The organism is Mesorhizobium sp. M0491, from assembly GCF_040321265.1.
Taxonomy (GTDB): Bacteria; Pseudomonadota; Alphaproteobacteria; order Rhizobiales; family Rhizobiaceae; genus Mesorhizobium.
On the sequence record NZ_JAMYRE010000003.1, the window covers coordinates 150,803 to 168,584 of the forward strand.

Annotated in this window: 22 protein-coding genes; 7 read left to right on the plus strand and 15 right to left on the minus strand. The window is 62.4% G+C overall.

Translation table 11 applies throughout. The features are described 5' to 3' along the window. The first annotated feature begins 2 nt into the window (after positions 1-2). The gene (locus tag NKI69_RS04575; RefSeq protein ID WP_352720240.1) at positions 3-884 is read left to right on the plus strand and encodes an HpcH/HpaI aldolase/citrate lyase family protein; all 882 of its coding nucleotides are present in this window, start codon (positions 3-5) and stop codon (positions 882-884) included. Between the two features lie 7 nt (positions 885-891). Here the strand turns inward: NKI69_RS04575 and NKI69_RS04580 are convergent, their stop codons facing one another. Beyond that, positions 892-1,566 (minus strand): methyltransferase family protein, encoded by a 675-nt coding sequence (locus NKI69_RS04580; protein ID WP_352720242.1) that lies wholly within the window; start codon positions 1,564-1,566, stop codon positions 892-894. Positions 1,567-1,674: 108 nt separating this feature from the next. Here NKI69_RS04580 and NKI69_RS04585 point away from each other — a divergent pair, with 108 nt between their 5' ends. Then, a complete protein-coding gene (locus NKI69_RS04585; protein WP_352720245.1) occupies positions 1,675-2,406 on the plus strand; it encodes a TetR/AcrR family transcriptional regulator in 732 nt (243 codons plus the stop codon). On the opposite strand, the gene NKI69_RS04590 is transcribed toward NKI69_RS04585, so the two are convergent. After that, positions 2,403-3,011 (minus strand): flavin reductase family protein, encoded by a 609-nt coding sequence (locus tag NKI69_RS04590; RefSeq protein ID WP_352720247.1) that lies wholly within the window; start codon positions 3,009-3,011, stop codon positions 2,403-2,405. The genes NKI69_RS04585 and NKI69_RS04590 overlap by 4 nt on opposite strands. Next, on the minus strand, positions 3,012-3,596 hold the full coding sequence (locus NKI69_RS04595; RefSeq protein ID WP_023810492.1) for a nitroreductase family protein: 585 nt from the start codon (positions 3,594-3,596) through the stop codon (positions 3,012-3,014). Positions 3,597-3,749: 153 nt separating this feature from the next. Here NKI69_RS04595 and NKI69_RS04600 point away from each other — a divergent pair, with 153 nt between their 5' ends. Continuing rightward, entirely contained in the window at positions 3,750-4,712 is a 963-nt protein-coding gene (locus tag NKI69_RS04600; protein WP_023810491.1) for an RgsD C-terminal domain-containing protein, read from the plus strand. Between the two features lie 34 nt (positions 4,713-4,746). On the opposite strand, the gene NKI69_RS04605 is transcribed toward NKI69_RS04600, so the two are convergent. The 7 genes from NKI69_RS04605 to NKI69_RS04635 all read right to left on the minus strand — a co-directional run bounded on the left by NKI69_RS04605 (position 4,747) and on the right by NKI69_RS04635 (position 10,205). After that, positions 4,747-5,061 (minus strand): type II toxin-antitoxin system RelE/ParE family toxin, encoded by a 315-nt coding sequence (locus NKI69_RS04605; protein WP_352720250.1) that lies wholly within the window; start codon positions 5,059-5,061, stop codon positions 4,747-4,749. Beyond that, positions 5,051-5,326 (minus strand): type II toxin-antitoxin system ParD family antitoxin, encoded by a 276-nt coding sequence (locus NKI69_RS04610; RefSeq protein WP_023810489.1) that lies wholly within the window; start codon positions 5,324-5,326, stop codon positions 5,051-5,053. The genes NKI69_RS04605 and NKI69_RS04610 overlap by 11 nt, the downstream gene beginning before the upstream one ends. Before the next feature lie 108 nt (positions 5,327-5,434). Beyond that, positions 5,435-6,373 (minus strand): lysophospholipid acyltransferase family protein, encoded by a 939-nt coding sequence (locus NKI69_RS04615; protein ID WP_352720252.1) that lies wholly within the window; start codon positions 6,371-6,373, stop codon positions 5,435-5,437. Positions 6,374-6,459: 86 nt separating this feature from the next. Beyond that, positions 6,460-8,436 (minus strand): threonine--tRNA ligase, encoded by a 1,977-nt coding sequence (gene thrS / locus NKI69_RS04620; protein WP_352720254.1) that lies wholly within the window; start codon positions 8,434-8,436, stop codon positions 6,460-6,462. Positions 8,437-8,611: 175 nt separating this feature from the next. Further along, on the minus strand, positions 8,612-9,439 hold the full coding sequence (blaOXA, locus tag NKI69_RS04625) for a class D beta-lactamase (protein WP_023810486.1): 828 nt from the start codon (positions 9,437-9,439) through the stop codon (positions 8,612-8,614). 147 nt (positions 9,440-9,586) lie between these two features. Continuing rightward, positions 9,587-9,961, minus strand: coding sequence for a membrane protein insertion efficiency factor YidD (gene yidD / locus NKI69_RS04630; protein ID WP_023810485.1), 375 nt, complete (start codon positions 9,959-9,961; stop codon positions 9,587-9,589). 85 nt (positions 9,962-10,046) lie between these two features. Continuing rightward, positions 10,047-10,205, minus strand: a complete 159-nt coding sequence (locus NKI69_RS04635; protein WP_081734812.1) for a hypothetical protein — start codon at positions 10,203-10,205, stop codon at positions 10,047-10,049. A gap of 91 nt (positions 10,206-10,296) precedes the next feature. On the opposite strand from NKI69_RS04635, the gene NKI69_RS04640 reads away from it, so the two are divergent. Then, positions 10,297-11,202, plus strand: coding sequence for a LysR substrate-binding domain-containing protein (locus tag NKI69_RS04640; RefSeq protein ID WP_023810484.1), 906 nt, complete (start codon positions 10,297-10,299; stop codon positions 11,200-11,202). A gap of 18 nt (positions 11,203-11,220) precedes the next feature. On the opposite strand, the gene NKI69_RS04645 is transcribed toward NKI69_RS04640, so the two are convergent. Further along, complete coding sequence (locus NKI69_RS04645) at positions 11,221-11,658, minus strand: iron-sulfur cluster assembly scaffold protein (protein WP_352630189.1); 438 nt, start codon at positions 11,656-11,658, stop codon at positions 11,221-11,223. Between the two features lie 239 nt (positions 11,659-11,897). Here NKI69_RS04645 and folE point away from each other — a divergent pair, with 239 nt between their 5' ends. The 3 genes from folE (at position 11,898) to NKI69_RS04660 (ending at position 14,086) form a co-directional block, all read left to right on the plus strand. Then, a complete protein-coding gene (gene folE, locus NKI69_RS04650) occupies positions 11,898-12,533 on the plus strand; it encodes a GTP cyclohydrolase I FolE (protein ID WP_023810482.1) in 636 nt (211 codons plus the stop codon). A 35-nt stretch (positions 12,534-12,568) separates the two neighbouring features. Continuing rightward, on the plus strand, positions 12,569-13,030 hold the full coding sequence (gene hisI, locus NKI69_RS04655; protein WP_352440229.1) for a phosphoribosyl-AMP cyclohydrolase: 462 nt from the start codon (positions 12,569-12,571) through the stop codon (positions 13,028-13,030). 81 nt (positions 13,031-13,111) lie between these two features. Further along, complete coding sequence (locus NKI69_RS04660) at positions 13,112-14,086, plus strand: patatin family protein (RefSeq protein WP_352440228.1); 975 nt, start codon at positions 13,112-13,114, stop codon at positions 14,084-14,086. A 7-nt stretch (positions 14,087-14,093) separates the two neighbouring features. On the opposite strand, the gene recJ is transcribed toward NKI69_RS04660, so the two are convergent. From recJ to NKI69_RS04680, 4 genes are all read right to left on the minus strand, one after another. Beyond that, complete coding sequence (recJ, locus tag NKI69_RS04665) at positions 14,094-15,878, minus strand: single-stranded-DNA-specific exonuclease RecJ (RefSeq protein ID WP_352720258.1); 1,785 nt, start codon at positions 15,876-15,878, stop codon at positions 14,094-14,096. Positions 15,879-16,058: 180 nt separating this feature from the next. After that, the gene (locus tag NKI69_RS04670) at positions 16,059-16,292 is read right to left on the minus strand and encodes a DUF6434 domain-containing protein (RefSeq protein WP_023810478.1); all 234 of its coding nucleotides are present in this window, start codon (positions 16,290-16,292) and stop codon (positions 16,059-16,061) included. A 73-nt stretch (positions 16,293-16,365) separates the two neighbouring features. Beyond that, the gene (glpX, locus tag NKI69_RS04675) at positions 16,366-17,349 is read right to left on the minus strand and encodes a class II fructose-bisphosphatase (RefSeq protein WP_352440226.1); all 984 of its coding nucleotides are present in this window, start codon (positions 17,347-17,349) and stop codon (positions 16,366-16,368) included. 201 nt (positions 17,350-17,550) lie between these two features. Beyond that, positions 17,551-17,718 (minus strand): Thivi_2564 family membrane protein, encoded by a 168-nt coding sequence (locus tag NKI69_RS04680; RefSeq protein WP_023810476.1) that lies wholly within the window; start codon positions 17,716-17,718, stop codon positions 17,551-17,553. Positions 17,719-17,782 lie beyond the last annotated feature (64 nt).

Here is a 17,782-nt window from a genome sequence, read left to right on the forward strand (position 1 = left end):
GCATGCGTTCGCTGCTGTTCATCCCTGGCGATTCCCAGAGGAAACTGGAAAAGGGTTTTGGTGTCGGCGCCGACGTGGTCATCGTCGACCTCGAGGATTCCGTGGCACCGCACAACAAGGCGCTGGCACGCGAGGTGGCGGCGCGCTTCATCCTGGAACGCAGGGCGCAAACCGGTTCAGCCATCTATGTCAGGGTCAACGACCTGTCGACCGCGCTGACGGACGACGATCTCGCCGCACTGGTTCCAGCGAAACCCGACGGCATCATGCTGCCCAAGTCGAACAGCGGCCAGGATGTGCAGCACCTGTCGGCAAAGCTCAGGGTGCGCGAGGCCGAAAACGGCTTGGCCGACGGCGCGATCAAGATCCTGCCGATCATCACAGAAACGCCGGCAGGCGTGCTGGCGGCTGCGACCTATGCCGGGACAAGCGCGCGGCTTGCCGGCCTCACCTGGGGCGCTGAAGACCTGTCGGCGACGATCGGCGCGCGCAGCGCCCGCGACGAGCATGGCCGCTACACGGACGTGTTCCGTCACGCTCGCACCATGACCATACTTGCCGCCGGTGCGGCGGAGGTCGAGGCGATCGACACCGTCTTCCCGAATTTTCGCGACATGGCGGCCTTCGAAGCGGAATGCACCGAGGCCGAGCGCGATGGCTTCACCGGCAAGATGGCGATCCACCCCGATCAGGTGCCGGTCATCAACGCCGCCTTCACGCCGTCGGTCGACGCCGTGAGACAATCGGCGGCAATCGTTGCCGCGTTCGCGGCAGCGGGAAGTCCCGGCGTCGTCAGCATCGACGGCAGGATGTTCGACCGCCCGCACCTGCGGCTAGCCGAGCGGCTTCTGGCGCGGGCAAAGGCGGCAGGTGTTTCCGCCTGAGCGCCTGCTACCAAACCAACGGGATCAAGCGGTAACGGACCCGGGCCACATAGTCGTCATAGCCGCGCAGGCCGGTGCGAAGCGTCTTCTCTTCAATGAAGGTGCGGATGGCCAGGAGAACGACGATCACGAGTACCGACGCCAGCCCCCACCAGGAACCAAGCAGAAGTGCCGTGCCGGCGAAGAAGAGGATGGCGCCGGCGTACATCGGATGGCGGACGTAGCTGTAAGGCCCCGTGGAGATCACATGTTGTCCGCGTTCATCCTGGATCTTCACCACGGGCGCCGCGAAACTGTTCTCCAGCATCGTCAGATAGCAGATCCAGATTCCGAGCAGCAGGACGAGCGCGCCGACCACCTGCACCCAGACGGGAACCACGGACCAGCCGAAACGGACGTCGAACCCCATGAATATCTGCGAACCAAAGATGGCGAACAGTAGTATGGACAGCAGGACCTTGTCGGCCGTGTCCTGATTCTTCTGGATGGGAGAACTCAGCCGCTCATTCATCAGGCCGGGATCGCGCCTTGCCAGCGCCACGCCCAAGGTGAGACTGAGCCCCACCATCCCCACCAGATAGACCCACGCCCCCGGCCAGTGCAGCGTGCCGGCCGACAGGAAGAGCAAGCCGCCCATGGCGCCAAACCAGACGAATGTTTGAAGGACCAATTTCGCGATCATGATCGGCCTTTCATGATATCCGCTCACTTGCGCTGGCAATTTAAGACCATCGGTCTACCATACCGACCAACGGTCTATAATTCAAGCCAGCTGTGCAGAAGGTTCATCATGCCCCGTGTCATCAAGCATCCAGAGTTCAGGCGAGAAGAACTTCTGGACCATGCCCAGATGCTTTTTCTGACGCAGGGCTATGACAAAGCGAGCCTCAACGACGTGATTGCGTCCGCCGGCGTCTCCAAGGGCGCCTTCTATCACTACTTCCCCTCCAAGGAGGCTCTTCTGGAAGCCTTGGCCGATCGTTTTGCAAGACAGGCACTGGCTGGCGTGCAAGACATAATCGACGATCCGGGCCTAGACCCGCTTGGCCGCCTGAATGGCCTGCTCAGCCAGTCGCGGCGGGCCAAGATCGAGACCGCGCCGGAAGCTTGGACTCTTTTCGAGACGATGTTTCGGCCTGAGAATCTGGTGCTTTTCCACCGTATCAATCTGGCCGCCAGCGCGTCGTTTTCACCTCTGCTGGTCAAGATCATCAGGCAAGGGATCGAAGACGGCACTTTCAGGACCTTCGATCCGGAAGGTGTCGCCGACATCGTCATGCAGTTCGGCATGGCCACGCATGACGTCGTTGCCAAGGCAATTGCCGGCGGCAGCGACGCCGACATGGAGATCGCGATCGAGGCCCTGGAGAAACGCGTCAGGCTCTACGAGATCGCTCTCGACCGCATACTGGGTCTGCCCGATGGAAGCATCCGGATCGGCGAGCCCGGCTATGTGCGCACCGTCATGACGGCCAGGCAGCGAAGGAGTGCCGGCAAGGCGCTGGCCAAGCCTGATATCTAGTCCTTGTCCCAGCGCGGCCGGCGCATCGAAAACACCTCGTCGACGCTGGCATAGTCCATATAGCCGAGACGAGCGACATTGCCGGCCTTGGTGATGTCGAACAGGCCGTCTGTCAGGAAGGCGTCGTCGATGTGCACGCCGACCACCTCACCGGCAACAATCACAGCGCTTGTCGGCGATCCATCCAGCGCCTTTGGCCGAAAGACTTCCGTCACCCGGCATTCGAGTGCTGCCGGCGCTGCCGCCACGCGCGGCGGCCCGACCAAGCACGACGGCGCCATGGCAAGATCGGCATAGACGAACTCGTTGACGCCGCGCGGTGCGTTGACCGATGTGCGGTTCATATTCTCCGCAAGATCGCGGCTGACCAGATTGGCGACGAACTCACCGGTCTCCTGCGCGAAAGAGGCGCTGTCCTTCTCGCCCTCGGAGGAGAACCAGACAATGAACGGCCGTGTCGAAACGGCATTGAAGAAGGAGTATGGAGCAAGGTTGATCTCACCGGCTCCGTTCAGCGTCGAAATCCAGCCGATCGGACGCGGCGCCACGATCGCCTTCGATGGATCGTGCGGCAGGCCGTGGCCCTTTGAGGGTTCGTAGAACATTCAGCCCGCCCACGGCCCCGAATAGTCGCCGTAAAGCTTTGCCGGATCGGGCCGCGGCCGCTCCGGCGCCGGGCCGGCATAGGAGCCGATATGGATGAAGCCGACGACGCGCTCCTGCGGCGCCAGCCCCAGCAGCGCCCTGCCCTCCGGTACATCCGAATACCAGTTGCTGATCATGTTGGTGCCATAGCCCAGCGCATTCGCTGCTATCATCAGGTTCATCGCCGCCATGCCGCCCGACAGGAACATTTCCCATTGCGGGATTTTTGGATTCTCCCGGGGGACAGATACGACGCCGATCACCAGCGGCGCGCGTGAGAACCGCGCCAGTTCCTGATTGCGGCGGCCTTCCGGCAATGGGCCCTCCCGCTGCTCTGCAAGCGCTGCCAGTTGCCTGCCGATCTCGACGCGGGCGTCGCCACGGTAGACGATGAAGCGCCAGGGCTCCAATCGGCCATGGTCGGGCACCCGCGAGGCAGCAGTGATCATCGTCGCGATCTCCGCATCGCTCGGCGCCGGCTGCTTCAGATCGGGGATCGGAGCGGAGTTTCGGGTCAGCAGGAAATCGATGATCGGCGACGCCATGGGCGCAAGTCTCCTGAACATTCTGTTTTGAGCTGAAGCGCACCATCGGGAATTCGGGCGGCTCGGGCATTGGCGCGGGATACGCCGGACGGAAGAGTCGTATCGGACTCTTAAGCCTTGAAATTGCCACCGCCATGGGCTTCAACGCAAGGCATGTTTGAGGGGACTGTCCGTCTTTTCCTGATCTGGCTCGGCGCCCTGCTGTTCATGGCGCCGGTTTCGTACGCCATGGCGCAGAACGTCGACGGTGTCAGCGACCTGAAGCTTCCGGGAATTTCGAGCTACGCGACGCCGAAAGGCGAGACGTCACTGGCACTAAGCGGCGGCGGCGCCATCACATTGTCCGCCCAGTTGACCGACAAGGGTTCCGACATCACGCGCGGCATCGTCTGGCGGGTTTTCAAGCCCGAAGCCGTCAACGGCAAATTGCCGATGGTCGCCTCCTCCCATGGCGGCACCGCCGTCTTCCAGCTCGAGCCTGGCAGCTATCTGGTTCACGCCTCCTACGGCCGGGCCGGCGCCACCAAGCGCATCACTGTCGGCAAGGACGCCAAGCGCGAAAGCCTCGTGCTCGACGCCGGCGGCCTCAAGCTCGACGCCGTGCTGTCCGGCGGCGTGCGCATTCCACCGAAGAAGCTGCGCTTTTCGATCTACGAGGGCACCGCCGAGGCCAATGGCGACCGCGCGCTGATCATTCCCGATGTCGAGCCCAACAGTGTCGTGCGGCTCAACGCCGGCATCTACCATGTCGTCTCGACCTATGGCGCGGTCAACGCGGTCATCCGCTCCGACATCCGCGTCGAGGCCGGCAAGCTGACCGAAGCCACCGTCGAGCACCACGCCGCCGAGATCACGATGAAGCTGGTGCGTGAGACCGGTGGCGAGGCGATCGCCGATACGTCCTGGTCGCTGCTCAATGAGTCCGGCGATCCGATCAAGGAAACCGTCGGCGCCTTCGCCTCTATGGTGCTGGCCGAGGGCGACTACACCATCATCGCCAAGAACCGCGACCGCATCTATCAGAAGGATTTTACGGTCGTGGCCGGGCAGAACCAGGAAATCGAGGTTCTGGCCACCGAGGCCGCGGCGATGGATCCCGAAGAAGGTGCTGATTAGACCAGACTGCAGTTCGCAATCCCTACCAGAGGAATCAGGTGTCTGCTTCATCCTCTGAACTGGCCGGATAATCCTGTCCGCCGTAGAGCACACGCAGGATGACCACGGTGTCACCGTTGACCCGGAAAACGATAGATACGCGGCGTTCAAAACCGACGATGCGGACGCCGGGGCCAACAGCGTCGCGCACGGTCCCGCGCTCCGGGAAGGTGGACAGCGCCATACACGCGGCCTCTATGCGGTTGACATAGTCGCCGGCACGCCGATTCCCGCTGTCGTTTTCGATGTAATTGTAGATGGCGAAGACGTCGGCTTGAGCCGCTGGCCTGAAGACGACCTTATGCGTCACGCTTAGAGGCCTTCATGCGGTCCGCATGATGGGCGCGCAACGCTTTGAAGACGTCTTCTGCCGGGATGTCCGGACGCGGGTCGTCAAGGGCTTCCTGGACCTTGGCGTGCATAACAGCGGTGATGATCTGCTCCTCGCGATCGAGGGCGCGTAGCGCCGCGCGCATGACTTCGCTGGCGGAATCGTAGGCGCCCGAGGCCAGACGTGCGTCGACGCTGCTCTGCTGGCGGCCGAGGGTCACGGTGATTGGTTTGCTGGTTCTCATGGCAAGTTCGTTTCTTGCCTCCTTATAGCACCGCAACGTTACAGTGTCATACTATTTTCTGAACGGACGGTCGAGTCTCGGCCCCTCGTGAGCCGGACGTTTGTTGCCTCAAGCAGCCAGCTTGGTCCGCGCCGGCAGGAACGGAATCCGGCGGCGCCTCACGACTGGCGCAAGGTCGAACACGCCGCGATAAAGGCGGTCGAGCAACTCCTTGCGGTCGCGCAATGGCTCCAGTTCGCTCCAGCTCAGCATCTTGCCGACACGCACGTCGATCGCCTTGCCGGACAACCGCGCGAATTCGTGGATGAGCAGCGACGTGCGCAATGTCACCGAGGCCTTGCCGATGAATTTCGCCACCCGGCCGTCGCTCTCAGCCATGTTCATCGGGCCGCTGACCAGATGGAACAGCCTGCCGTTCTGCCCGGAAAAATGCATCGGGATGACCGACGCTTTGGCCTCCTGGACGAGACGGGCCGGAAACATCTTCCACGGCAGGTCGCGCGCCCGGCCAAAACCTTTTGGCGCGGTGGCGACACCGCCGGCCGGAAACACCACGATGGTGACGCCCTCCTTCAGCAGCCGCACCGCTTCATGGCGCACGGCCATGTTGTTCTTCAGCGCGTCCTTGGTCTCGGAAAAGTCGATCGGCAGCGAGTAGGGCTCCATCTCGCGGATCTTGAGCAGGTCCTTGTGGATCATCACCCGGAACGGCCGTCCGAGCTGCTCGGCCAGCGACAGCACGGCAATGCCGTCACCGATGCCGAACGGATGATTGGCGACGATCACCAGCGGCGTATCAGGCAATTGCGCGGGCGGCCACTGATCTGCCGTCCGCACGCGGACGTCGATCAGGTCGAGCATGCGGCTGAACACACGCTCGCCGGTCGGCACGACCTGACGGCGCCAAAAATCGTAAAGCGCGGTGTAGCGGTCGCGGCCCGACAGGCCTTCGATCGAATGGATGAACCAGCGCGTCAGCGCCGGCTGGCGCGGATTGGCATAGGAAAGCTCGGGAAAGGGTCGTTCGCGCGATTTCAGCTTGAGCATAGGGGTTCGTTACAAGGTCGGCGTGACAAGGATATGAAAATGGCGGTGGATCGCTCCACCGCCATTTGGCCGAAAAACTATGCCGATCAGGCAGCGCGTTTGCGCCTGCGGTCGGGCGTGACGGCTTCTTCGGCCAATTGCGCGATCGCCTGGTCAAGGCCAAGCGATTCCTGGTCGCGTGAGCCCAGCCGGCGCATGTTGACCGTCTGCTCTTCCGCCTCGCGCTTGCCGCAGACGAGGATGACCGGAACCTTGGCCAGCGAGTGTTCGCGGACCTTGTAGTTGATCTTCTCGTTGCGCAAATCCGCTTCCGCCAACAGCCCGGCGGCCTTCAGCTTTGCCACCACTTCGGTCGCATAGCCGTCGGCATCCGAGGTGATCGTCGCCACCACCACCTGCAGCGGCGCGAACCACAGCGGGAAATGGCCGGAATAGTTCTCGATCAGGATGCCGAGGAAGCGCTCCATCGAACCGCAGATGGCGCGGTGCACCATCACAGGCTGCTTCTTCTCGGAATCGGAGCCGATATAGAAGGCGCCGAACCGTTCCGGCAGGTTGAAGTCGACCTGCGTCGTGCCGCACTGCCATTCGCGGCCGATAGCATCCTTGAGCACATATTCGAATTTCGGTCCGTAGAAGGCGCCCTCGCCCGGATTGATCGAGGTCTTGATGCGATTGCCGGATCGTGTCCTGATCGTCTCCAGCACGCTCCCCATGATCGCCTCGGCATGATCCCAGGCTTCGTCGGTGCCGACGCGTTTGTCGGGCCGCGTCGAAAGCTTGACGCTGATTTCGTCAAAACCGAAATCGGCATAGGTCGACAGGATCAAATCGTTGATGCGCAGGCACTCCGCAGCCAGCTGCTCCTCGGTGCAGAAGATGTGCGCATCGTCCTGCGTGAAGCCGCGCACACGCATCAGCCCGTGCAGCGCGCCCGACGGCTCGTAGCGATGCACATTGCCGAATTCCGCAAGCTTCACGGGTAGATCGCGATAGGACTTCAACCCATGCTTGAAAATCTGCACATGGCCCGGACAGTTCATCGGCTTCAACGCGAAGACCCGGTCGTCATCGGTGTCGTCGCCGGCGACCGTCACCTTGAACATGGCGTCGCGATACCAGCCCCAATGGCCTGACGTCTCCCACAGGCTCTTGTCGAGCACCTGCGGCGCGTTGACCTCCTGATAGCCCTGCTCATCGAGGCGGCGGCGCATGTAGTTGACCAAGTTCTGGAACATCTTCCAGCCCTTGGCATGCCAGAAGACGACGCCCGGTCCCTCTTCCTGGAAATGGAACAGGTCCATCTCGCGGCCGATCTTCCTATGGTCGCGCTTCTCGGCCTCCTCCAGCATCATCTGGTAGGCTTCGAGCTGCGCCTGGTCGGCCCAGGCCGTGCCGTAGATGCGGGTCAGCATCGGGTTGTTCGAATCCCCGCGCCAATAGGCGCCGGCCACCTTCATGAGTTTGAAGGCATTGCCGATCTGCCCGGTCGAGGCCATGTGCGGGCCACGGCAGAGGTCGAACCAGTCGCCCTGCGCATAGATCTTGAGATTCTGATCCTCAGGAATGGCGTCGATCAGCTCCAGCTTGTAGCGCTCGCCCTTGTCGGCAAAGACTTTTTTCGCCCTGTCGCGCGACCAGACTTCCCTGGTGAACGGCTTGTTGCGCGCGATGATCTCGCGCATCTTCTTCTCGATCACCGGAAAATCGTCAGGCGTGAACGGCTCGTTACGGGCGAAGTCGTAGTAGAACCCGTTCTCGATCACCGGCCCGATGGTCACCTGCGTTCCCGGCCACAATTCCTGCACGGCTTCCGCCAGCACATGGGCCGCGTCGTGGCGGATCAGCTCCAGCGCGCGCGGGTCGTCGCGGGTGACGATCTCGACCTTGCCGGACTTGCCGAGCGGATCGCTGAGATCGCGAACGGTGCCGTCGATCGCATAGGCGACCGCCTTCTTGGCCAGCGATTTCGAGATCGATTCGGCGAGGCCAGCACCGGTCATCGCCGCGTCGTATTCGCGGACGGAGCCATCGGGAAATGTCAGGGAAACGGAATTCAGCATATATATCTCCTATCCAGTCCCGCAAACGAGCGCGGGTGGTTGAAATGCATGTCGCCCAAAAGTGTATGGCGGTTTTGGGTTACGATATGCATAGGGAAAAGCCGGATGCGTCCGGCAGCGGCTGTCTTTTATGGACAGATTCCGCCTCCGTAAAGCCCGGCTCAAATGTCAGCGTTCATTTGATGAGGAGCGGCAGGTCCTTCAGGAACGCGGCGCGGGTCTTGAGGCCCTTGGGCATGTCGGTGCGGTTGGTGTCGACGACAAGCCGCGCAAAGACGATCTGGCGGCCATCCTTTTGCGCCCAGCCGACGAACCAGCCGAGCGAACGCTTGTCCTGAACCTTGTCGACGTCGTTGCGCAGCCTGGTGCTTCCGGTCTTGCCTTGCACCGTCCAGCCTCCGGCCTGGAAGGTCGGGATGATGGCTGATGTCATGTCGTAAGCCCTGGCCGAGACAGGCAGCTTGCGGGCCAGCAGCTTGCGCAGGAATTCGACCTGCTCGACCGGCGTGATCTTGAGCGAGGAATTCACCCAGGACTTGGTCAAACCATCATTCTTGCCGGGATTGCCGGAAACATCGGCGTTGCCGTAGTCGAATTTCGAGACATAACCGGCAAAACTCCCAGACCCAAGCCGGCGGGTGATTTCCCGGGAAAACCACAGGATCGAATCCCGCTCCCAGACCACCGGATCGACGGTCTTCTGATCCCGCTTCACCGCGTTGAATTCAGGCTTGTAATCCCAGCTCGGCGTGTGCTCGTCGCTCAGGATCCCGCTGTCATAGCCGATCAGCGACAACGGCACCTTGAACGTCGAAGCCGGGCTGAACCGCTCGTCGCACACCCCGTCCTCGTAGAGCGCCTTGCCGCTCGCCGCATCGGCGATCACCGTGCACTGCACGTCCCCCAGCGGCGCCGATTGCGCGCGCAGCGGAAATCCCAGCAGCCAGGCGAGCAGGAACAGTATCCCGGCAAAGATGAAGGGAAGACGGTCGAAATTGCGCATTTTCTGCTCGCTCCAGAAGGGGGTTCGGGAGCGGCTTAGCGAGGTCTCTTGTCTCGATTTTGTCTCGAATGCGCAGTCTTTGTGCAGGCTGTTGTTAACCCTACCGGATCGTAAACGGGCAGAGCCGGCGGGACCTGACTGACGCGATCACCCCTGCGCTTCGCCGCGCTTGCTGCCGATCCGCCAGTACCGCCATGGCGTGAACCAGACATAACGATCCTCCAGCACCTCCGGCACGAGGTCTATGCCATGCGTGCCGAATGGCCCGCAGCGCAGCATCCGGAAAAATCCCATCCAACCGCCCGCCCACAGGCCATGGCGGGCGATCGCCTCATGGGCATATTCCGAACAGGTCGGCAGATGCCGGCAGGAATTGCCGACAAAGCCCGACAATGTCAGCTGGTAGAGGCGCACGAGCGACGTGCCGAGGAGACGGCCCGGCGTCTTGCGCCATGGACCGGGCCAGTTACGGCCGCGTTTCGGCGGCCGGGCGATATGCGCATGCCCATGCTGGTCGCGCACCACAGTCTCCGTTTCGCGTTTCCCACGCGATAGATGTGGGCTTCTACTGGAGAACGCAATCCCCGCGCCCTGCATGGCCCCACCGTCACGGACGGAAACGACGAAACGGCTGCCAGTCAGCCGAAGCCACCCACCGGCCACGACTGGTCGGCTCTTCGTAACGCTTTTCATGCTGTCTTCTGTCACGCCATTGAAACGTTGCGATCCGCATGACATCGCCAAAGATGCTCAGCAACTGGATCATGGTCGGTCTCCTTTGATGCGATTAGACGGCCGCTGGCCTTCGCCTTCAAACGAGTATAATTTCCACTTCGGATAATCCTGGGTTATGCGAAATGAAGCGTGGGCGCCTGCCGCTGACGGCATTGAGGAGCTTCGAGGCGGCGGGCCGGCATCTGAGCTTCAGCCGGGCCGCCGAGGAGCTTTTCGTCTCACAGGCGGCGATCAGCCGGCAGATCCGGGAACTCGAAATCTTCCTGCGCCAACCCTTATTCGAACGTCACCATCGCCGTGTCGAACTGACCGACACCGGACGGCGTCTGCTGGATCAGCTTGTCAGAAGTTTCGACGCTATCGATACCTTGCTTGGAGAACTGGTGGCGACACCGGCGCAGTCCGTGGTCCGTGTCAGTGTCGAGCCGTCGCTTGCATCCGTGTGGCTGGTGCCACGGCTCAACCGGTTTCGCCAATTGCGGCCTGACATCGACATCTCGCTCGAGGTCGATCCAAGGCTGATCGAGTTCCGCAGCGATCAGCCGGAGCTTGCCTTGCGCTTCAGCGCACATGCCACCGCGTGGCCGCGCAGCGAAGCCGAGCAACTTGCTTCGACAGTCGACTCACCTGTTCTGTCGCCGGCGCTGCTTGCCTCGGGCCCCGCCCTCGAGAAGCCGATCGATCTTGGTCGCTACACGCTTTTGCACGAGGAGAACCGCCAGGGCTGGGCGCGCTGGTTCGAAGCGGCCGGCGTGCCCGCCGACGCCGTGCCGGCGCGCGGGCCGATGCTGGCGGATGCGTCGCTTTCAAAGCAGGCCGCCTTGCTCGGACATGGCGTTGCACTGGGCGATCTCTTGCAGATCGGCGGAGAAGTCGCGTCCGGCGCGCTGGTCAAGCCGTTCGACATCGACGTCGCATCCGGCGCCTATTGGCTGGTGGCCAGAAGCTTGCGCGATCTGTCGGAGCCGGCCGCCGCGTTCGCGGACTGGGTACGCGGCGAATTTGCCGAAAGCAGACGTGCATTGTAAACGGTCGGTTGCCGGCCCTCAGGCTTCGGCGCGCTTCTCGATCTGGCCGATGGCGTCGACCACGGCGTCGAAAGTCAGCATGGTCGAGGCATGACGGGCCTTGTAATCGCGCACCGGCTCCAGATATCTGAGGTCCGCGAAGCGACCGTCCGGCGGGGCGCCATTTTCCTTGAGCATCTTCAGCATGGTGTCGCGCACCGCGCGCAATTCCTCGGCGCTCGCGCCGACGACATGTTGCGCCATGATCGATGACGACGCCTGGCCGAGCGCGCAGGCCTTCACATCATGGGCAAAGTCCGTGACCACGCCGTCCTGCATCTTGAGGTCGACGGTGACCGTGGAACCGCATAGCTTGGAGTGCGCCTTGGCGGTTGCGTCAGGATGATCGAGCCGGCCGATGCGGCCAATGTTCCCGGCAAAACCGAGAATTTTCGCGTTGTAGACCTCGTTTATCATTATTTTCCAATCCGTCGCCGCCAAGCGAACAGCGATTGCCGCTGTCGTGTCTTCCTTTCGCTCGCTATGACCTTATATAATGGTGGCAGTCCGGTATCGACAAGAAGACGAAAGCCAATGTCCTTGCCGGGAAGTTCACGCCGCTTACGGGGCTGGAAACAGGGCGAGTTTCCGACACCGAAAGGTCGTGGTCCGTTCAACTCGTTCCTCCGCCGAGAGGGACTACGGGAGACGCCTTTATGGATGCCGTCATCAAGAAGCTCATGCCACAGTCAGCCTATATGGAAAAGCCGGTCACCGACCGGCCGAGCGAAGCCGAAGTCGAAGCCGCCGTGCGCACGCTTTTGCGCTGGACCGGCGACAATCCGGACCGCGAGGGGCTGGTCGACACGCCGAAGCGGGTGGCAAAGGCCTACCGCGAAATGTTCGGTGGCTACGACATGTGCCCGGCCGACGAGCTCGGCCGCACCTTCGAGGAGGTCGCCGGCTACGATGATCTGGTCATCGTCAAGGACATAACATTCCATTCACATTGCGAGCACCATATGGTGCCGATCATCGGCAAGGCGCATGTCGGCTATCTTCCGGACGGCAAGGTCGTCGGCCTGTCCAAGATCGCCCGCGTCGTCGATATCTTCGCCCACCGCCTGCAGACCCAGGAGGCGCTGACGGCGCAGATCGCCGGCGTCATCCAGGACGTGCTCAATCCACGCGGCGTCGCCGTCATGATCGAGGCCGAGCACATGTGCATGGCCATGCGCGGCATCCGCAAGCAGGGTTCAACCACGCTGACCTCGACCTTCACCGGCGTTTTCAAGGACACGCCCGAAGAGCAGGTCCGTTTCGTCACCATGGTGCGCGGCGGCGGGGTCTGATCGGCCCTCGCCGGCCATCAAAACAAGGACCGGCGATGTCGGCACTGGAATTTCCAAAAGCTCCGTCAGACAAGAAAGCGCTTGAGGAAGGCGCGGTGTTTTCGCCGCGCTTCGATGCAGCCGGGCTGGTTACGGTCATCGTGACAGACGCCGCGGACGGCATGCTGTTGATGGTTGCGCATATGAATGCGCAAGCACTGGCACTGACACTGGAGACCGGCATAGCCCACTACTGGTCGCGCTCGCGCGACGCACTTTGGAAAAAGGGCGAAACATCAGGCAATTTTCAGCATGTCGTCGAGATGCTCACGGATTGTGACCAGGATGCCATATGGTTGCGCGTCAAAGTGTTGGGCCACGACGCAACCTGTCACACTGGCCGGCGTTCATGCTTTTATCGGACGGTGGGGCTGATCGATGGCAAGGGGACGCTTGCCGACGACGGCAGCAAGCCGCTGTTCGATGCGGAAAAAACGTATCGGAAACCACTAGCTTGAACCTTCTGCCTGACACCGACCACACAGATTCATCATTTCGATACGGCCCGCTCGTATAGTAGCCGTGGGACAAGGGAGATCATGATGCTCGAGTGGGCGTCATTGCGTAACAGACCAGATGTAAGGGAGGCCAACGGCCTGTCCTCGTCAGGCGGCGCGTCCGAAACGAACTCCCAGAAGAAAACAGGCATTTCGCTCGCCTTGGGTGGCGGTTGCGCCCGCGGCTGGGCGCATATAGGCGTGCTGCGCGCGCTCGACGAAGCCGGCATCGAAGTATCGATGATCGCCGGCACCTCGATCGGCGCGCTGGTCGGCGGCTGCTATCTCGCCGGCAAACTGGACGAACTGGAAGAATTCGCCCGCAGCCTGACCAAGCGCCGCATCTTCGGCCTGCTCGATCTCAATTTGCGCGGCAGCGGCCTGTTCGGCGGCATGAAGCTCGATGCAAGGCTGCGCGAGCACATGGCCGGCATTCGTTTCGAGGACCTGACCAAGCCGTTCGTGGCGGTCACCTCCGAAATCCGCACCGGCCACGAAATCTGGCTGTCGAGCGGCTCATTGATCACCGCCATGCGCGCCTCCTATGCGCTTCCCGGCGTGTTCGAGCCGGTGAATTGCAATGGCCGCGTGCTGGTCGACGGCGCGCTGGTCAACCCCGTACCGGTTTCGGTCTGCCGCGCGTACGAGCAGCCGCTCGTCGTGGCGGTCAACCTTCACTATGATCTGTTCGGCCGTGCCGCGGTGATAAAACACAGCGCCGGCGAACTGGTCATCGAAAAGGACGCACCAAGGCCCGGCAAGGTCGACGCCGAGCACCAGTCGCATCAGACGCGGCTCGGCATTACCGGCGTCATGGTCGAGGCCTTCAACATCATCCAGGACCGCATTTCGCGTGCCAGGCTTGCCGGCGACCCGCCCGATATGTCGCTGCAGCCGAAGCTCAGCCATATCGGCCTGACCGAGTTCCACCGCGCCGACGAGGCGATCAACATCGGCTATCAGGCGACGATGGCCCAGATCGGCGAGTTGACCCGGCTGCAGACCGTTCTCGCCTGATCAAAACCTACGCACGCGCCGCATCGGTGATGCGAAACTGCACGGTGCGGTTGCCGTTCCAGTAATTTCCCGACAGCGAACCGGCGACGTGGATCGTCTTGCCCCGGTTCTTGAACAGAAATTCGCCAAGCGCGGTATCGACGGCGCGAAAGGCGATCGCCTGGATGCGGCCGCCGCTTTCCGATTGCAGCTCCACGCGGATGTGGTTGGTGCCGACCGGCCGCGCATCGGCTAGTCGGTGGCGCGGCAGCGCGAAAACGGGGGCAGCGTGCCCGGCACCGAAGGGTCCGGCCTTTTCCAGCGCGTCAAGCAGGCTGAGCGTCGCGCCTTCAGCGGCAAGCGCACCGTCTATGGCCAGGCTTTCCTCGCCCTGCAGGCGGAACACGTCGGCTGCCGCCCGCTCTTCGAAAAACGCCCTGAGCTCACCAAGCTTCGCCCGCTCCACGGTGATGCCCGCCGCCATGCCATGGCCGCCGCCCTTGACGATCAGCCCCGCAACGGCCGCCTCGCGCACCAGCCGGCCGAGGTCGAAACCCGAGACCGAGCGGCCCGAACCGGTGCCGATGCCCACAGTGTTGAAGGCGATGGCGAAGGCCGGCCGGCGGGCGTGGTCCTTCAATCGCGAAGCGAGCAGGCCGACAATACCCGGATGCCAGCTGTTGTTGGCGGTGACGACGATAGCCGGGCCATTGCCGCCGGCAAGCTCTGCATCGGCCTCGGCGCGCGCCGCCGCGAGCATCTCCTGCTCCATCAACTGCCGTTCCTGGTTGAGCCGGTCGAGCGTCTCGGCAATGGTGCGCGCCTCGACCGGGTCGTCGGTCGCAAGCAGCCGGCTGCCAAGTGCGGCATCGCCGATGCGTCCGCCGGCATTGATGCGCGGCCCGATCAGATAGGCCAGATGGAAAGTGCTGATCGGCTCGCCGATGCGCGACACCCGTGCCAGCGCCGCCAGCCCTTCGTTCTTCTGCTGGCGCGCCATCTGCAGCCCTTTGACCACGAAGGCTCGGTTGACGCCGGTCAGCGGCACCACGTCACAGACTGTGGCCAAGGCGACGATATCAAGCAGCGAAAGCAGGTCCGGCGGTGTGGCATCGGCCATGCGGCCGCGCAGGATTCTCGCCGTCTGCACTAGGGCGAGGAAGACCACACCGGCGGCACAGAGATGGCCTTGCCCGGAAAGGTCGTCCTCGCGATTGGGATTGACCACGGCAATTGCCGCCGGCAAGGCACCGCCGACCTGATGGTGGTCGAGCACCACGACATCGGCCCCGGCCTCGTTGGCGGCATCGACTGAAACGGCGCTGTTGGTGCCGCAATCGACGGTGACGATCAGTGTCGCGCCGCGCGAAACCAGTTCGCGCATGGCCTCGGGATTGGGACCATAGCCCTCGAAGATGCGATCCGGGATATAGATTTCCGACGGCACCGAGAAATGCGCGAGGAACCGCTTCAGCAAGGCCGACGAGGCGGCGCCGTCGACATCATAGTCGCCGAAGATCGCCACCTTTTCCCTGGCCATTACTGCGGCGGCGATGCGGGCCGCCGCCCTGTCCATGTCGGTCAGCGATGCCGGATCCGGCAGAAGATCGCGGATCGTCGGGTCGAGAAACCGCTCGGTCTGTTCGGCGGTGACACCACGGCCGGCAAGCACCCGCGCGACGATGTCGGGCACGCCATGGCCTTGCGCGATGGCGAGCGCAATCATGTCCTGGCGTTCTGTCAGCCGATGTTCCCAGGAAACCCCTGATACCGACTGCCTGACATCGAGGAAGAGGCGTTTTTCGCCGGTCATACGCTTTGCCAACTCATCGTTGGCCGCACGACAATGCATGCCGCCCATAAGTGCGCAGCGGTTTTGAGGCCACGACCTGCATTGGCAACAATTTCAAGCGCGTCACGTTCACGCGACGCTCTATAGGCCAAAGGCGGGCAAAGCCATGCGATTCACGGGTGTGCGCCGTCCCGGAATAGGTCAAGAAAACTGCGCTTTCCGCTTTTCAGCCTGTCGCCTAAGCCATTCGTCGGCCGCATCGCCCATCGTCTTTTCCACACCGTCCTTGAGCCAGGCCATGAAAGGCCGGTCGAACATGAATGCGTTGCCGCATTCCCGGATGAGAAAGCGACGCACATTCTGGGTGTTGCGATAGGACTTTGTGATGGCGGTGGCACGCGAAATCGGATCCGCATGCCAGTCGAACGGTTTCATCGTCAAATCCCTGCAGCCATCATCGGATGCGCCCGAATGGCTAACAATTGCAAGGCGGCTTCGCAAGCGAGCGTCAGAACTTATCCAGATCCTGATGGCGGGCCTTGATCTCGCGCACCGTCCGCGACGACGAGCGCAGCACGATCGTGTGGGTGGTGATGTAATTGTGGCCGAACTTGACGCCAGCCAGCATGTTGCCGTCGGTGACACCGGTGGCCGCGAACAACACATCGCCGCGCGCCATGTCCTCCGTCCGATAGACCCGTTTCGGATTGGAAATACCCATCTTTGCCGCGCGAGCAACCTTTTCCGCCGTGTCGAGGATCAGTCTGCCCTGCATCTGGCCGCCGGTGCAGCGCAGCGCGGCAGCGGCCAGCACGCCCTCGGGTGCTCCGCCAGTGCCCAGATAAATATCGATGCCGGTTTCTTCCGGGTCCGTGGTGTGGATGACGCCGGCGACATCGCCATCGCCGATCAGCCGGATCGCGGCCCCCGTGGCGCGCACGGCATCGATCAGCTTGGCATGGCGCGGCCGGTCGAGAATGCAGGTGGTGATTTCCGATACAGCGACGCCCTTGGCCCGAGCGAGGCTGGCGATGTTCTCAGCCGCCGAGGCATCGATGTCGATGACGCCGTCCGCATAGCCCGGACCGATGGCGATCTTGTCCATGTAGACGTCGGGCGCGAACAGCAGGCTGCCCTTTTCGGCGATCGCGATGACCGCGAGTGCATTGGGCAGGTTCTTGGCGCAAATCGTCGTGCCTTCGAGCGGATCGAGCGCGATATCGACGGCCGGACCTTTGCCAGTGCCGACTTCCTCGCCGATGTAGAGCATCGGCGCCTCATCCCGTTCGCCTTCGCCGATCACCACCGTGCCCTTGATGGAAAGCCGGTTGAGCTCCTGGCGCATGGCATCCACGGCTACCTGGTCGGCCGTCTTTTCGTCGCCGCGCCCGCGCAGCCTGGCGGCCGCGACGGCGGCTCGTTCGGTGACGCGCACCAGTTCCATGGTGAGTATCCGGTCAAGGCCGGCGACGATGTTCTGGGCCACATTCATCTGGTGATTTCCTCGTTGCCAATGCGGCCCCCCGCCTGAGGCGGGCCTGTTTTGTCAAACGAGCATGACAACGGCAAGACCTGCGGAAGATTTATCGAATAGTCAGCAATATCAATCGATTAAAACGCATTTTTGAAACAAGGCCAGCCGGCCGCAATGAACCGGGCCGGCCTTGAAAGGCGAAAGTTAGACTCTTCGGCGCTAGAAAACCGCAAGATATTTGAGCAGCGAAATGATGCCGATTATGAGGACGATAACCTGCACGATCTGCCTCATCCGGCCGTCGAGCGGCAGGCGCTGAACAAGATAGAGAACGAGGATGATGACGAGGAATGTGATCAGGATGCTGATCAAGGCGGATGAAGCCACAGTGCCCTCCTTAAAAATGATGTGCTGAAACAAGGAAACGAGCCGGCAAACCCGGCCCTATCGC

What these genes read in the sequence shown, in the direction of transcription:
- NKI69_RS04595 (WP_023810492.1), bottom strand. Translation starts at nt 3,596, where the DNA reads ATGGCGTCGCCGATCATCGATTTCCTGCTGACCCGAAACTCCGCTCCG.
- NKI69_RS04670 (WP_023810478.1), bottom strand. Translation starts at nt 16,292, where the DNA reads ATGAAACCGTTCGACTGGCATGCGGATCCGATTTCGCGTGCCACCGCC.
- glpX (WP_352440226.1), bottom strand. Translation starts at nt 17,349, where the DNA reads ATGAATGTGGCCCAGAACATCGTCGCCGGCCTTGACCGGATACTCACC.
- folE (WP_023810482.1), top strand. Translation starts at nt 11,898, where the DNA reads ATGGATGCCGTCATCAAGAAGCTCATGCCACAGTCAGCCTATATGGAA.
- recJ (WP_352720258.1), bottom strand. Translation starts at nt 15,878, where the DNA reads ATGACCGGCGAAAAACGCCTCTTCCTCGATGTCAGGCAGTCGGTATCA.
- NKI69_RS04600 (WP_023810491.1), top strand. Translation starts at nt 3,750, where the DNA reads ATGTTTGAGGGGACTGTCCGTCTTTTCCTGATCTGGCTCGGCGCCCTG.
- NKI69_RS04580 (WP_352720242.1), bottom strand. Translation starts at nt 1,566, where the DNA reads ATGATCGCGAAATTGGTCCTTCAAACATTCGTCTGGTTTGGCGCCATG.
- NKI69_RS04660 (WP_352440228.1), top strand. Translation starts at nt 13,112, where the DNA reads ATGATGCTCGAGTGGGCGTCATTGCGTAACAGACCAGATGTAAGGGAG.
- NKI69_RS04635 (WP_081734812.1), bottom strand. Translation starts at nt 10,205, where the DNA reads ATGATCCAGTTGCTGAGCATCTTTGGCGATGTCATGCGGATCGCAACG.
- blaOXA (WP_023810486.1), bottom strand. Translation starts at nt 9,439, where the DNA reads ATGCGCAATTTCGACCGTCTTCCCTTCATCTTTGCCGGGATACTGTTC.
- NKI69_RS04610 (WP_023810489.1), bottom strand. Translation starts at nt 5,326, where the DNA reads ATGAGAACCAGCAAACCAATCACCGTGACCCTCGGCCGCCAGCAGAGC.
- NKI69_RS04590 (WP_352720247.1), bottom strand. Translation starts at nt 3,011, where the DNA reads ATGTTCTACGAACCCTCAAAGGGCCACGGCCTGCCGCACGATCCATCG.
- NKI69_RS04640 (WP_023810484.1), top strand. Translation starts at nt 10,297, where the DNA reads ATGAAGCGTGGGCGCCTGCCGCTGACGGCATTGAGGAGCTTCGAGGCG.
- NKI69_RS04615 (WP_352720252.1), bottom strand. Translation starts at nt 6,373, where the DNA reads ATGCTCAAGCTGAAATCGCGCGAACGACCCTTTCCCGAGCTTTCCTAT.
- thrS (WP_352720254.1), bottom strand. Translation starts at nt 8,436, where the DNA reads ATGCTGAATTCCGTTTCCCTGACATTTCCCGATGGCTCCGTCCGCGAA.
- NKI69_RS04585 (WP_352720245.1), top strand. Translation starts at nt 1,675, where the DNA reads ATGCCCCGTGTCATCAAGCATCCAGAGTTCAGGCGAGAAGAACTTCTG.
- NKI69_RS04575 (WP_352720240.1), top strand. Translation starts at nt 3, where the DNA reads ATGCGTTCGCTGCTGTTCATCCCTGGCGATTCCCAGAGGAAACTGGAA.
- NKI69_RS04645 (WP_352630189.1), bottom strand. Translation starts at nt 11,658, where the DNA reads ATGATAAACGAGGTCTACAACGCGAAAATTCTCGGTTTTGCCGGGAAC.
- hisI (WP_352440229.1), top strand. Translation starts at nt 12,569, where the DNA reads ATGTCGGCACTGGAATTTCCAAAAGCTCCGTCAGACAAGAAAGCGCTT.